This window comes from Streptomyces sp. NPDC014861 (assembly GCF_043081625.1).
Classification (GTDB): domain Bacteria; phylum Actinomycetota; class Actinomycetes; order Streptomycetales; family Streptomycetaceae; genus Streptomyces.
The window spans coordinates 43,997-56,327 of the sequence record NZ_JBIBWV010000026.1 but is presented as its reverse complement, the minus strand read 5'-3'; the positions used below and the strand labels follow the sequence as shown (position 1 = coordinate 56,327).

Sequence of the window (12,331 nt, the reverse complement as noted above, 5' to 3'; positions counted from 1 at the left end):
GCCCCGGGCCGGGCTAGTTCGGCGTGACCGCGAAGTGGTCGAGGATCGCGGCGGCCAGGTCCGCGTCGCCCTCGGTCTTGATCCGGTCGGCCACCTCGGCCGGCCGGACCCGGCCGCAGGCCAGCCGGACGTACGTCTCCCAGTCCGTCGCCAGCGTCACCGCCGGACCCAGCGACGGCGCCCCGTCGATGCTGCCCCGCCCCTCCGCGTCCACCCGCACCGTCCGCAGGAACTCCACCGGCCCCGTCACGTCCACCACGACCGCCGAGCTCGCCGGCGCGCCCGCGTCCTTCGCGACCACCTTCGGCAGCGCCTCCAGGAGCAGGTCCCGCGCCACGAGCGCGCCCGGCGAGTCCAGGTGGCCCGGCACCCCGAGCGCGGCCCGCAGGTCCTGCTCGTGCACCCACGTGTCGAAGGCCCGCAGCCGGTAGCCCTGCTCCAGGGTCTGCTCCGCGCCCAGAGGCGCCCGGATGACGTGGTCGGGCGAGCGGTTCTCGTTGCGGAGCTGCCGCGCGCGGCGGATCAGGATGTACTCCAGCTCCGACGTCATCTCCGGCGCCGTGTGGTGCCGCCGGACGTCGACCTGCACCTCCATGTAGCGGGCGAAGTCACTGCGCACGTGGTACAGGTCGCGGGGGAGCGAGTGGATCGGCCTCGGGTCGCCGAGCATCTCCGTCTCCATGCCGATCACATGGGACACGATGTCGCGTACCGACCAGCCGCGGCACGGAGTCGCCCGGTTCCACTCGCCCTCCACGAGCGGCTGCACCAGCTCGGCTATCGCTTCGATGGAATGGGTCCAGGCGTCGGCGTAGTTCTGGAGGCTGGGATGGACGGTCACGGGACCCCTCGACGTTCTTCGGTGCGGGCTGAAAACACGACTGGGCGACAGTGGAATGGGAGGCTCGGACGCTAAGTTACGCTCCCCGGGAGCACCCCGGCAGTGCTTTCGTGTGACGATCGTAGGCCGGTGTTGACGGCTTCAACGCCAGGACGGTGGTAGTGTGCGCGCCTCGCTGATCCAGATCGCGGTAGACCCGGACGAACCGGTCGCCGACCGGCGGGCCCGCGCGGCCCGCCTCGTACGGGAGGAGAGCGGGGCCGCGGACCTCGTCGTCCTCCCCGAACTGTGGCCCGTGGGCGCCTTCGCCGCCGACCTCTTCGGTCCCGAGTCCGAGCCCCTCCACGGTCCCACCTACCGGGCGATGGCCGCCGCCGCCAAGGACGCCGAGGTCTGGCTGCACGCCGGCTCCTTCGTCGAGGCCGCGGGCGGCGCCCTCTACAACACCTCCCTCGTCTTCTCCCCCGACGGCGAGCTCACCGCCTCCTACCGCAAGATCCACCGCTTCGGTTTCGACAAGGGCGAGGCCGTCCTGATGGCCGCCGGCGAGGACCTGGTCACCTTCGACCTGCCGCACCTCACCGTCGGCGTCGGCACCTGCTACGACCTCCGCTTCCCCGAGCTCTTCCGCGGCCTCGTCGACGCCGGCGCCGAGGCGTTCGTCGTCCCCGCGGGCTGGCCCGCCCGCCGCCGCGCCCACTGGCGCCTCCTCGCCCAGGCCCGGGCCGTGGAGAACCAGGCGTACGTCCTCGCCTGCGGTACGGCGGGTACCCACGCCGACGTCGAGCAGGCCGGCCACTCGCTGATCGTCGACCCGTGGGGCGAGATCCTCGCGGAGGCCGGCCCCGGCGAGGAGGTCCTGCGCGCCGTCCTGGACCCCGCCAAGCCCGCCGCGATCCGCGAGGAGTTCCCGGCCCTCAAGGACCGCGTCCTCGGCGTCGCCGCACCACGCCGCCCCCGCGCCTGACCGACGTGCACGAGGGGAAGAGCGGCCCGACGGGCGTACCCGCGCGGGAGACGGACCCGATGGGCGTACCAGCGCGGGAGACGGACTCGACGGGCGTACCCGCGCGCTCGCCCTCGTCGCGTACGAGCCGCGGCGGGCCCCCTGACCCCGTCTCAGTGCCGCGTCTCCGCCCAGAACCCCGTGCCCCGCGACAGGGCCGCGCGGACCGCCCCGCCTCGGGTGAGCGCCGCGCGGTCCACGCCCGCGAAGATCAGGGCCAGTGACAGGTCGGCCGCGACCGCCCGGCCCGTCACCGTGACCTCCAACCGGCGCCCGCCGGGCAGCCCCGCGCCGCGCACCCGCACGCGGACGCCCGGGTCCTCGGCGTCGGCCGCCCGGGCCAGCGTCCAGGAGTGCCGGTTCTCCGCCCACAGGCGGTAGTCGTCGCCGCCGTACCGCAGCCGGAGCCCGCGCTGCCGGGCCGTGAACCCGAGCCGGTCGCGCTCCATGCGGACCAGCGCGTCACCGAGCCGCAGCGTGGCCCGGTTCAGCGTCGGCAGCCGGATCGCTTCCGTGTGGATGCCCCGCGTCTCGTACGAGGCACCCGGCAGCAGCCCGCCCCGCAGCTCCGAGACGATCACCTCCGGCACGGTCTGGCGCAGCGGCGCCTCCACCGTGACCTCGCCGAACTCGGCCGACGCGCCGCGCCAACCGGCTCGCCGCTCGTACCCCTTCCCCTCCCGCCACGGGCGCAGCGTGAAGGGTGTGACGGTGGTGTGCATCGGGTTCCTCCCGCGAAGTCGTCTCCCCCGACCCTCGCACGCCCCCCGCACAGGCCACCGCCGGGCCCCCGGCCGGGCATCACGCGGGGATCAGGCGGTACTCCGGGCCGGAAGGGCCCGGCGAACTTCGAACCACTTACCCGCGATTGGCCCTGGGAGACGCGCAACGCCCTCCGGAGACTGGCCCCATGAGCAGCGAACGCGATCACTCCGTCACGCCCGACGACCTCCGCGCCGAGACCCTGGCCGTGCACCCGCCCCGGGTCGAGGTCACCGGCAGCGTGCCGCTCGGCGTCCCCCTCCACCAGGGCCACGTCTTCACCTTCGAGTCGGCCGACGCCCTCGCCGAGTCCATGCACTCCGGCGACTCCTTCCTCTACAGCCGCATGGGCAACCCCACCGTCCGTACGCTGGAGGAAGCGGTGGCCCGCCTGGAGGGCGCCGCCGGCGCGCTCTCGTTCGCCTCCGGGATGGGCGCCATCAACACGCTCCTGCTCGGACTGCTCTCCAGCGGCGGACACGTCATCGCCCAGCGGTGCCTGTACGGCGGTACGTACGCGATGCTCACCGACCTCGCGGACCGCTGGGGCGTCGAGGTCAGCTACGTCTCCGGCACCGACCCGGAGGAGGTCGCCGCGGCCCTGCGGCCCACCACCCGCCTCCTCTACCTGGAGACCATCGCCAACCCCACCACCCGCGTCTCCGACATCCCGGCCCTCGCCGCCGTCGCCCGCGAGGCCGGCGTCCCGGTCGCCGTCGACAACACCTTCGCCTCCCCGCTGCTCTGCCGCCCGCTCACGCTCGGCGCCGACCTCGTCGTCCACTCGGCCACCAAGTACCTCGCCGGCCACGCGGACGTCCTCGGCGGCATCCTCGCCGTCGCCGACCCGGAACTCCTGCGCCGGATGCGTCACTTCGCCGTCGAGCTCGGCGCCTCCACCGACCCGTTCGCCGCCTGGCTGACGCTGCGCGGCATGCAGACGCTGTCGCTGCGGATGGAGCGGCAGTGCGCCTCCGCCGCCGAACTCGCCGCCCGGCTCGCGGAGCACCCGGCGGTCGCCGCCGTCCGCTATCCCGGCCTGGCCGGCCACCCGGACCGGGCGCTCGCCGAGCGACTGCTGCCGAACGGCGCCGGCGGGGTGGTCTCGCTGGACCTCGTCGGCGGCCGGGAGGCCGGCCGCGCCTTCGTCGAGGCGGTCCGGCTGGCCTCCCTCTCGGTCTCGCTCGGTGACGTGAAGACCCTGGTCATGCACCCGGCCTCCACCTCGCACCGCCAGCTCGACGCCACCGCCCTGGAGGCGGCCGGCATCGGCCCCGGCACGGTCCGCGTCTCGGTCGGCATCGAGCACGTCGAGGACCTGTGGACCGACCTGGACCAGGCCCTCTCGAAGGCGCTGTGAGCCGGGGTCAGTCCCCTCGCTCGGCCATCCGGATCACGCACACCGCGACCGCGATCAGCAGTGCCGCGTCGGCGTCCTCGCGGACCACGTCCACGCCGTAGGTGTCCCGGACGCTCAGCCACCGGCGGGAGATGTGGGCGAGGAGTTCGCCGTCGTACTCGACGGCGAACTCCCGGTCCAGGATCCGGCCGCTGACGTCCAGTTCGGTACCGTCGACGAGCGCCACCCGGTAGTGGTTGCGCAGCAGCGACAGGCGCTTGCGGCGCACGGTCGCCAGCGGCCGCTCGTCCCGCTCGAGCGTCATCGCGTCCCGCAGGCTGAAGAGCTTCTCCCGCAGGGTGACGAGCACCCGCCCGTCGGGGTCCTTCAGCTCCAGCTTGTCGCGCAGCCGGAGCGCCTTGCCGTCGACGAGAAAGGCGTGCCGGCCGTTCTCGTCCTCGATCCAGTAGTCGTCGCCGATCGCGAAGATCTTGTCCCGCACGAGGTATTTCATACGGAATGTCTCCCCTCCTGATGTTTCACGTGAAACAGCGCTTCGGCCGTGGGGCGACGAACTCATCCGAAGTAGCGGGTGAAGGCGTCCGGGTTGGTGCCCAGCACGTCGCCGAAGGGTTCGTCGAGCTGATGGACCAGCAGCGCGGTGAACGCGATGAAGCCGGCGAGGCCCATCACCATCACCACGTGGGTGCGGGTGTGATGGATCCCGAAGATGAACATGAAGGCGAGCGTGAGGAAGCCGCCGATGATCAGTCCCGCCCACAGCACCGGCGACAGCCGCTCCTGCGAGGCCGCCTCGCGGCTGCGCCGGGCGTCGTCCACGTACCCGAGCTGCGCGAGCACCTCCTGTGCGGCGATCTGCTGCGAGACGGTCGCGGTGTCGCCGACCTCGCCCGCCTCCCGGAGCTGTTCGAGCAGCCGCCAGCCCTCCGGGTCGAGCGGCTGCCGGGCCGCCATCATCGGCCACTCCACCTCCACGACGTGGTCGGCGTACGTCCGGGCCGCCACCCGCAGCGGTTCGGTCCGGTCGTCGGGGAGGGCGTCCGCGAGCAGATACGTCTGATGCAGGGCGCTCGCCTCGGCCTGGACGTCGTCGGCGGCGCCGGACCGGGTGTCCCACACGGAGACCAGGCAGAGGCCGAGGACGATCGCGTAGAGCACCGAGACCATCATCGCGATGTACTCGGCGACGTCCTCGCGCGGCTCCTCGCTCTCGGAGACGGGGAAGAGCCGTGTCTTGACCACGACGGCGAGCGCGCCGAGCAGCGCGACCCCGAGCACGACGACGAGCGTTTCGAGCAGGGCCACGGGTCAGTTCCTCCGGTTCCCGAGGAGCGCGGCGGCGAGGGCCGCCGGCACCAGGATCAGCAGCAGCATCGCGACGACCCCCATCTCGTCCGCCTCCCGCCCCCGGCGCCGCAACCGCCCGAGGAACCCCTCGTCGTCGACGGAGGCGGCCCGAACCTCCTCCTCGGACGACGGCGTACGCCCCCTCACCGGCGCCTCCCCCGCCCCTCTCGCCCGCGCGGCCTCCCGCGCGGCCTCCCGCGCGGCGGGCGCCGGCTCCACCCGCCCCTCACCGGCCACACCACCGACCGCGGCGACACCGGCCCCGGCCCCGACACCAGCCCCGGCACCAGCCCCAGCCCCTGCGCCGCCCACCGCCCCGCCCACACCCACACCCGCACCCGTATCCGTTCCCGCGGCCCCGGCGGCCGGCAGGGGATCCGGAGCGGGAGGCCCGACGGGCAGCACACCCGCGGCCGGAGGCACGGCGCCCGCAGCACCAGAGGCGCTCCCCACCACCCCAGGAGCCCCAAGAGCCCCAGCAGCCCCGGCCCCAGCAGCCCCGGCCCCGGCAGGCCCGGCCCCCGCAGGCACTCCGGAAACCCCAGGCACGCTCACAGCCCCCGCCCCTCCACCTGCCGCAGTCCCCCCACCAGCCCCCGGCGCCCCAGAACCCGGCGCACCAGCCCCCGGCCCAGGAACCCCCGGGAGCGCGCCCCCGCCCCCTCCCGCACCGCCCCCCGCCCCCTGCGGCCGTGACACCCCCGCCCCCGGCTCCACCCCCCGCTCCACCTCCACCTCCGCATCCGGCACAGCGAACGAGGCCCGCGCGCGTGCCGTGAGCAGAGGAGCGCGGACGAGCCGCCCGTCCGTGGCGTAGGTCCCGACCCGGTCCGTCCCGGTGGCGAGTCCGGTGCTGCGGTGGGTCCCGGACGGGCGGCGGACGGTCGCGGTGCAGCGCGCGGAGGCACCCGGCGCGAGCACCGGGACGAGACCGGGGCGCCCGCCGCAGTCGACGCGGTCGCCGGAGAGCCGGAGCGCGGGGTCGGTGACGCGCACGTCGCGCAGGGCCCGGTTCCCCCTGTTGCTGACGGTGTACGTGAGGACGGCCTCGGCCGTGACGGCGCGCCGGGGCGCCGCCCGACCGGTCCGCCCGGTGCCCGGCGCGACGCGCGGCGCGGCGACGCTCACCCGCTCGGCGAGGACGAGGGCCCCGGCGACGCCGGTGTACCCGGATCGGGCGGTCGCGGTGGCGGTGAGACCGAGCGAGGGGATCCGCCCCTCGGCGCGGACGGTGGCGGTACGGGTCGCGGGGACGGCACGGAAACGGGCGACGCACTCCATGGAGGTGAGCCCGACGAGGGTCCGGCGCGGGCAGCGCACGACGACACCCGACGGGATCCCGGGATCGCGCACCCGCACCCCGTACAGATCGGCCCCGCCGCCGTTCACCAGCCAGTACCGCTTCACGACGTCGCGCCCGGCCCGTACCGGCGTCGGCCCGTCCGCGCCGTACCCGCGCCCGTTGACGGTGACGCTCATCCGCAGCGCCTCGGCGCCGGCCCCGTCGGCCCACGCGCCGCTCCCGCCGGCCAGCACGAGTCCGGCCAGCACGAGTCCGGGCAGGACGAGGACCCCGACGAGGATCCCGGCCCCGGCCCGAACGGCCCGCCTCACCCGGAAGCGGGAGTAGTCCGATGATCTGCCCGCACGCGTCATGAGCCCATGCCACCGCCCGCCCCACCCCCCACCCGCCCCGGGACACGCCCGCACCCCCCACCCGGCCCCACCGATCCACCCGTACGCCCGCACCCCCGCGACAGCCCCTTCACCTGCCTGTCACGGACGGATGGCAAGCTTGAAGAATGAACGATGCCGCCCCGGCGCCCACCCCCGCGCCCGCCCCCCGTTCCCGCGCCCGTGTCCGTGCCCCCGAGCTGATCGGCAAGGGAGGCTGGCTGAACACCGGTGGTGCCGAACTCACCCTCGCCGACCTGCGAGGAAAGATCGTTCTGGTCGATTTCTGGACCTTCTGCTGCATCAACTGCCTGCACGTCCTCGACGAGCTGCGGGAGCTGGAGGAGAAGCACCGGGACACGCTGGTGATCGTGGGGGTGCATTCGCCGAAGTTCGTGCACGAGGCGGAGCACCAGGCGGTCGTGGACGCCGTGGAGCGGTACGAGGTGCACCATCCGGTGCTGGACGACCCGGAGCTCGCGACCTGGAAGCAGTACGCGGTGCGGGCCTGGCCGACGCTGGTCGTGATCGACCCGGAGGGGTACGTCGTCGCCCAGCACGCGGGTGAGGGGCATGCCAACGCGATCCGGACGCTCGTCGAGGAGCTGGAGGCCGAGCACGAGGCGAAGGGGACGCTGCGGCGCGGGGACGGGCCGTACGTGCCGCCGGAGCCCGTCGCCACCGACCTGCGGTTCCCGGGGAAGGCGGTCGAGCTGCCGGGCGGCAACCTGCTCGTCTCCGACACGACCCGGCACCAGCTGGTCGAGCTGGCCGCCGACGGGGAGACCGTCGTGCGCCGGATCGGCGGCGAGGGCGTCTTCCGCGAGCCGCAGGGCCTCGCGCTGCTCCCGGACGGCACGGTCGTCGTCGCGGACACCGTGCACCACGCGCTCCAGCGCTTCGACCCGGCGACCGGGACGGTCGAGCGGATCGCGGGCACCGGCAGGCAGTGGTGGCAGGGGTCCCCGACCTCCGGGCCCGCGCTCGACGTGGACCTGTCCTCGCCGTGGGACGTCGCCTTCTGGCGCGGCAAGGTGTGGATCGCCATGGCCGGCGTGCACCAGATCTGGACGTACGACCCCGGGAGCGGGACCGTCGAGGTCGCGGCGGGCACGACGAACGAGGGGCTCGTCGACGGGCCGGGCGCCGAGGCGTGGTTCGCCCAGCCGTCCGGGCTCGCCGCCACCGAGGACCGTCTCTGGATCGCCGACTCCGAGACCAGCGCGCTGCGCTGGATCGACACCGACGGCGCCGTCCACACGGCCGTCGGCACCGGCCTCTTCGACTTCGGGCACCGCGACGGCGCCGCCGACCAGGCGCTGCTCCAGCACCCGCTCGGCGTGACGGCCCTGCCCGACGGCTCGGTCGCGGTCTCCGACACGTACAACCACGCCCTGCGCCGCTACGACCCGGCGACCGGCGAGGTCACCACCCTCGCCACCGATCTGCGCGAGCCCAGTGACGCCGTCCTGGTCGGCGGGGACATCGTGGTCGTCGAGTCGGCGCGCCACCGCCTCACCCGGCTGCGGCTCCCCGAGGAGGCCGTGCGGGTGGAGGCGGTCGCCCACCGGACGAAGCGGGAGGCCACCGAGGTGGCCCCGGGCGCCTTCCGCCTGGACGTCGTCTTCCAGGCACCCACGGGCCAGAAGCTGGACGAGCGCTACGGCCCCTCGACCCGCCTCCTGGTCTCCGCCACCCCGCCGGAGCTGCTGCTCTCCGGCGAGGGCACGGGCACGGACCTCTTCCGCGACCTGGAGCTGAACCCGGACCTCGCGGAAGGCGTCCTGCACGTCTCGGCGATGGCCGCGTCCTGCGACGACGACCCGGCGAACGAGTACCCCGCCTGCCACGTCCACCAGCAGGACTGGGGCGTCCCGGTGAGGCTCACGGGAGGCGGCGCGAACCGCCTCCCGCTGATCCTGGCGGGCATGGACGCCTGAGGGCTCAGCCCTCCAGGAAGGCCACGAGGGCGTTGGCGAGGAGGTAGGGGTCCTCGGCGCCGCAGAGCTCGCGGGCGCTGTGCATGGAGAGGATCGCCACGCCGATGTCGACGGTGGTGATGCCGTGGCGGGCGGCCGTGATGGGGCCGATGGTGGTCCCGCAGGGCATGTCGTTGTTGGAGACGAACGACTGCCACGGCACGCCCGCCTTCTCGCACGCGGCGGCGAAGAGGGCGCGGCCGGAGCCGTCGGTGGCGTACCGCTGGTTGACGTTGACCTTGAGGATCGGGCCGCCGTTGACGCGCGGGTGGTGCGTCGGGTCGTGCCGCTCCGCGTAGTTGGGGTGGACGGCGTGGCCGGTGTCGGAGGAGAGGCAGACCGTGCCGGCGAAGGCGCGGGCGCGGTCCTCGTAGCCGCCGCCGCGGGCGTGGACGGAGCGCTCCAGGACGTTGCCGAGGAGCGGGCCCTGCGCGCCGGTGTCGGCCTCGGAGCCGTTCTCCTCGTGGTCGAAGGCGGCGAGGACGGGGATGTACGGGAGCTCGTCGCGGCCGGCGACGGCGGCGAGGGCGGCGACGCCGGCGTGCACGGACAGCAGGTTGTCCATCCGCGGTCCCGCGACGAGTTCGCGGTCGCGGCCGAGGTAGGCGGGGGCGTCGACGGCGTGGACCATCAGGTCCCAGCCGGCCACGTCCTCGACGTCCACACCGGCCTCGCCGGCGACGAACTCCATGAGGTCGCCCTCACGGACCTCGCCGGTGCCCCACACGGGCTGCATGTGGCGCTGGCGGTCGAGCTTGAGGCCGTCGTTGGCGCCGCGGTCGAGGTGGATGGCGAGCTGCGGGACGCGCAGCAGCGGCCGGTCGACGTGGACGAGGCGGTGGGTGCCGTCGCGGAGGGTGAGGCGGCCGGCGAGGCCGAGGTCGCGGTCGAGCCAGGTGTTGAGGAGGGTGCCGCCGTAGATCTCGACGGCGACCTGCCGCCAGCCCTGGTTGCCCATGTCGGGCTGGGGCTTGACGCGGAGGTTGGGGGAGTCGGTGTGGGCGCCGACGATCCGGTACGGGGTGTGCGGGGCGGCGCCCTCGGGCACGTACCAGGCGATGATCGCACCGCCCCGGGTCACGAACTTCCCGCCGCTCGTCCCGTCCCACGCCTCGGTCTCCTCGACCCGGCGGAAGCCCGCCTTCTCCAGCCGCTCGGTGGCGTTGCGCACCGCGTGGTACGGCGACGGCGAGGCCGCGAGGAAGGACATCAGGTCATCGGTGTGGCCGGGGCCGAAGGGTGTCGACGCCGGTCGGGAAGCTGCGCTGCTCATGCGCCCACCTTACGAGAGACCCCCGGCGCCTCCCGGAGCCCGGTTCCGGACGGTACGGGCCCTCGGCACGCGGAGCTCGTACCGCCGGTAAGTGTGCTGTGCCGGCCGTCGCGCCGTGCCGGCCTCCCGGGGAGGGGGCGGAAAGGCGGAACGACCCGCCCCCCTCCCCGGGGACGGGCCGTTCCCGTAGGACGTGGTGCGTTCGGGTACCGGAGTACTAGAACGCGGCCTCGTCCAGGTCCATGAGGCCGTTCTCCACGCCGTCGGCGAGGACGCGCTCGGTGGAGACGCCCGGCAGGACGTTCGCGGCGAAGAACTTCGCGGCGGCGATCTTGCCCTGGTAGAAGGCGACGTCCTTGCCGGTCGCGCCGGCGGCCAGCTTCTCGGCGGCGACGGCCGCGCCCTTGAGGAGCAGGTAGCCGACGACGACGTCGCCGGAGACCATGAGCAGGCGGGTGGTGTTCAGGCCGACCTTGTAGATGTTCCTGACGTCCTCGCCGGTGGCGGTGAGGTCGGTGATCATCTTGCCGACGATGGCCTCCAGGTCGACGGCCGCCTTGGCGAGCGCGTCGCGGGCGCCGGCCAGCTCCTCGCCGCCGGTGCCGACCGCGAGGAACTTCTTGATCTCCTCGGAGAGGGTGTTCAGCGCGGCGCCCTGGTCGCGGACGATCTTCCGGAAGAAGAAGTCCTGGCCCTGGATGGCGGTGGTGCCCTCGTAGAGGGTGTCGATCTTGGAGTCCCGGATGTACTGCTCGATCGGGTACTCCTGGAGGAAGCCGGAGCCGCCGAAGGTCTGGAGCGACTGCGCGAGCTGCTCGTAGCCCTTCTCGGAGCCGTAGCCCTTCACGATCGGCAGGAGCAGGTCGTTGAGGCCGTGGAGCGCCTTGGCGTCCTCGCCGGCCGCCTCGGCGACCTGGATGGCGTCCTGCACGGAGGCGGTGTAGAGGACGAGGGAGCGCATGCCCTCGGCGTACGCCTTCTGCGTCATGAGCGAGCGGCGGACGTCGGGGTGGTGCGTGATGGTGACCTTGGGCGCGGCCTTGTCCATGAAGTTGGCCAGGTCGGTGCCCTGGACGCGCTCCTTGGCGTACTCCAGGGCGTTGAGGTAGCCCGTGGAGAGGGTGGAGATCGCCTTCGTGCCGACCATCATGCGGGCGAACTCGATGATGAGGAACATCTGGCGGATGCCGTCGTGCTTGTCGCCGATGAGCCAGCCCTTGGCGGGGTGGCGGTCGCCGAAGGTCATCTCGCACGTGTTGGACGCCTTGAGGCCCATCTTGTGCTCGACGTTGGTGGCGTAGACGCCGTTGCGCTCGCCCAGCTCGCCGGTCTCCCAGTCGAACTCGAACTTGGGGACGAGGAAGAGGGAGAGGCCCTTGGTGCCGGGGCCGGCGCCCTCGGGGCGGGCGAGGACGTAGTGGAGGATGTTCTCCTCCATGTCGTGCTCACCGCTGGTGATGAAGCGCTTGACGCCCTCGATGTGCCAGGAGCCGTCCTCCTGCTGGACGGCCTTGGTGCGGCCGGCGCCGACGTCGGAGCCGGCGTCGGGCTCGGTGAGGACCATCGTGGAGCCCCAGCGGCGCTCGACGGCGATCTGCGCGGCCTTCTTCTGCTGCTCGTTGCCCTCGGTGTAGAGGATGCCGGCGAAGGCGGGGCCGGAGGAGTACATCCAGATCGCCGGGTTCGAGCCGAGGAGGAGCTCCGCGTAGGCCCAGATCAGGGAGCGCGGGGAGACGGTGCCGCCGATCTCCTCGGGGATGCCGAGGCGCCAGTACTCGGACTCCATGAAGGCGTTGTACGAGTCCTTGAAGGTGGCCGGGACCGGGGCGGTGTTGGTCTCCGGGTCGAAGACCGGCGGGTTGCGGTCGGCGTCGGCGAAGGACTCGGCCAGCTCGTTCTCGGCGAGGCGGCGGATCTCGTCGAGGATGCTCTTGGCGGTCTCGACGTCCATCTCCTCGAACGGACCGGTGCCGTACACCTTGTCGCGGCCGAGCACCTCGAAGAGGTTGAACTCGATGTCGCGGAGATTCGACTTGTAGTGCCCCATGGCGACGGCTCCGTAATGATCGGGGAGGGTTCCTCGTACCGA

The 12,331-nt window shown here is 73.4% G+C and carries 10 protein-coding genes; 3 read left to right on the top strand and 7 right to left on the bottom strand.

What is annotated here, in order from left to right; genetic code table 11:
* Window positions 1–13 precede the first annotated feature (13 nt).
* Window positions 14–841: a maleylpyruvate isomerase family mycothiol-dependent enzyme gene (locus ACF1BN_RS32590; protein ID WP_392335190.1), complete on the bottom strand. Its 828-nt coding sequence runs from the start codon at window positions 839–841 to the stop codon at window positions 14–16.
* Between the two features lie 163 nt (window positions 842–1,004).
* On the opposite strand from ACF1BN_RS32590, the gene ACF1BN_RS32585 reads away from it, so the two are divergent.
* Window positions 1,005–1,808: a carbon-nitrogen family hydrolase gene (locus tag ACF1BN_RS32585; RefSeq protein WP_392335189.1), complete on the top strand. Its 804-nt coding sequence runs from the start codon at window positions 1,005–1,007 to the stop codon at window positions 1,806–1,808.
* Window positions 1,809–1,960: 152 nt separating this feature from the next.
* On the opposite strand, the gene ACF1BN_RS32580 is transcribed toward ACF1BN_RS32585, so the two are convergent.
* On the bottom strand, window positions 1,961–2,569 hold the full coding sequence (locus ACF1BN_RS32580) for a hypothetical protein (RefSeq protein WP_392335188.1): 609 nt from the start codon (window positions 2,567–2,569) through the stop codon (window positions 1,961–1,963).
* A gap of 188 nt (window positions 2,570–2,757) precedes the next feature.
* Between ACF1BN_RS32580 and ACF1BN_RS32575 the strand changes: the two genes are divergently transcribed.
* Window positions 2,758–3,969, top strand: a complete 1,212-nt coding sequence (locus tag ACF1BN_RS32575) for a trans-sulfuration enzyme family protein (protein ID WP_392335187.1) — start codon at window positions 2,758–2,760, stop codon at window positions 3,967–3,969.
* 7 nt (window positions 3,970–3,976) lie between these two features.
* Here the strand turns inward: ACF1BN_RS32575 and ACF1BN_RS32570 are convergent, their stop codons facing one another.
* The 3 genes from ACF1BN_RS32570 to ACF1BN_RS32560 all read right to left on the bottom strand — a co-directional run bounded on the left by ACF1BN_RS32570 (window position 3,977) and on the right by ACF1BN_RS32560 (window position 5,463).
* Entirely contained in the window at window positions 3,977–4,462 is a 486-nt protein-coding gene (locus ACF1BN_RS32570; protein ID WP_392335186.1) for an LURP-one-related/scramblase family protein, read from the bottom strand.
* A gap of 62 nt (window positions 4,463–4,524) precedes the next feature.
* Window positions 4,525–5,274, bottom strand: coding sequence for a hypothetical protein (locus ACF1BN_RS32565; RefSeq protein ID WP_392335185.1), 750 nt, complete (start codon window positions 5,272–5,274; stop codon window positions 4,525–4,527).
* A gap of 3 nt (window positions 5,275–5,277) precedes the next feature.
* The gene (locus ACF1BN_RS32560) at window positions 5,278–5,463 is read right to left on the bottom strand and encodes a hypothetical protein (RefSeq protein WP_392335184.1); all 186 of its coding nucleotides are present in this window, start codon (window positions 5,461–5,463) and stop codon (window positions 5,278–5,280) included.
* 1,655 nt (window positions 5,464–7,118) lie between these two features.
* Here ACF1BN_RS32560 and ACF1BN_RS32555 point away from each other — a divergent pair.
* Window positions 7,119–8,930, top strand: a complete 1,812-nt coding sequence (locus ACF1BN_RS32555) for an NHL domain-containing thioredoxin family protein (RefSeq protein ID WP_392335183.1) — start codon at window positions 7,119–7,121, stop codon at window positions 8,928–8,930.
* A gap of 4 nt (window positions 8,931–8,934) precedes the next feature.
* Here the strand turns inward: ACF1BN_RS32555 and ACF1BN_RS32550 are convergent, their stop codons facing one another.
* Both ACF1BN_RS32550 and ACF1BN_RS32545 read right to left on the bottom strand, forming a co-directional pair.
* Complete coding sequence (locus tag ACF1BN_RS32550) at window positions 8,935–10,242, bottom strand: M18 family aminopeptidase (protein WP_392335182.1); 1,308 nt, start codon at window positions 10,240–10,242, stop codon at window positions 8,935–8,937.
* A gap of 217 nt (window positions 10,243–10,459) precedes the next feature.
* On the bottom strand, window positions 10,460–12,289 hold the full coding sequence (locus ACF1BN_RS32545) for an acyl-CoA dehydrogenase (protein ID WP_392335181.1): 1,830 nt from the start codon (window positions 12,287–12,289) through the stop codon (window positions 10,460–10,462).
* Window positions 12,290–12,331: the final 42 nt, after the last annotated feature.

Excerpts from the sequence above, each read along its gene's own strand:
- ACF1BN_RS32580 (WP_392335188.1), bottom strand. The coding sequence starts at position 2,569 with ATGCACACCACCGTCACACCCTTCACGCTGCGCCCGTGGCGGGAGGGG.
- ACF1BN_RS32575 (WP_392335187.1), top strand. The coding sequence starts at position 2,758 with ATGAGCAGCGAACGCGATCACTCCGTCACGCCCGACGACCTCCGCGCC.
- ACF1BN_RS32570 (WP_392335186.1), bottom strand. The coding sequence starts at position 4,462 with ATGAAATACCTCGTGCGGGACAAGATCTTCGCGATCGGCGACGACTAC.
- ACF1BN_RS32555 (WP_392335183.1), top strand. The coding sequence starts at position 7,119 with ATGAACGATGCCGCCCCGGCGCCCACCCCCGCGCCCGCCCCCCGTTCC.
- ACF1BN_RS32550 (WP_392335182.1), bottom strand. The coding sequence starts at position 10,242 with ATGAGCAGCGCAGCTTCCCGACCGGCGTCGACACCCTTCGGCCCCGGC.
- ACF1BN_RS32545 (WP_392335181.1), bottom strand. The coding sequence starts at position 12,289 with ATGGGGCACTACAAGTCGAATCTCCGCGACATCGAGTTCAACCTCTTC.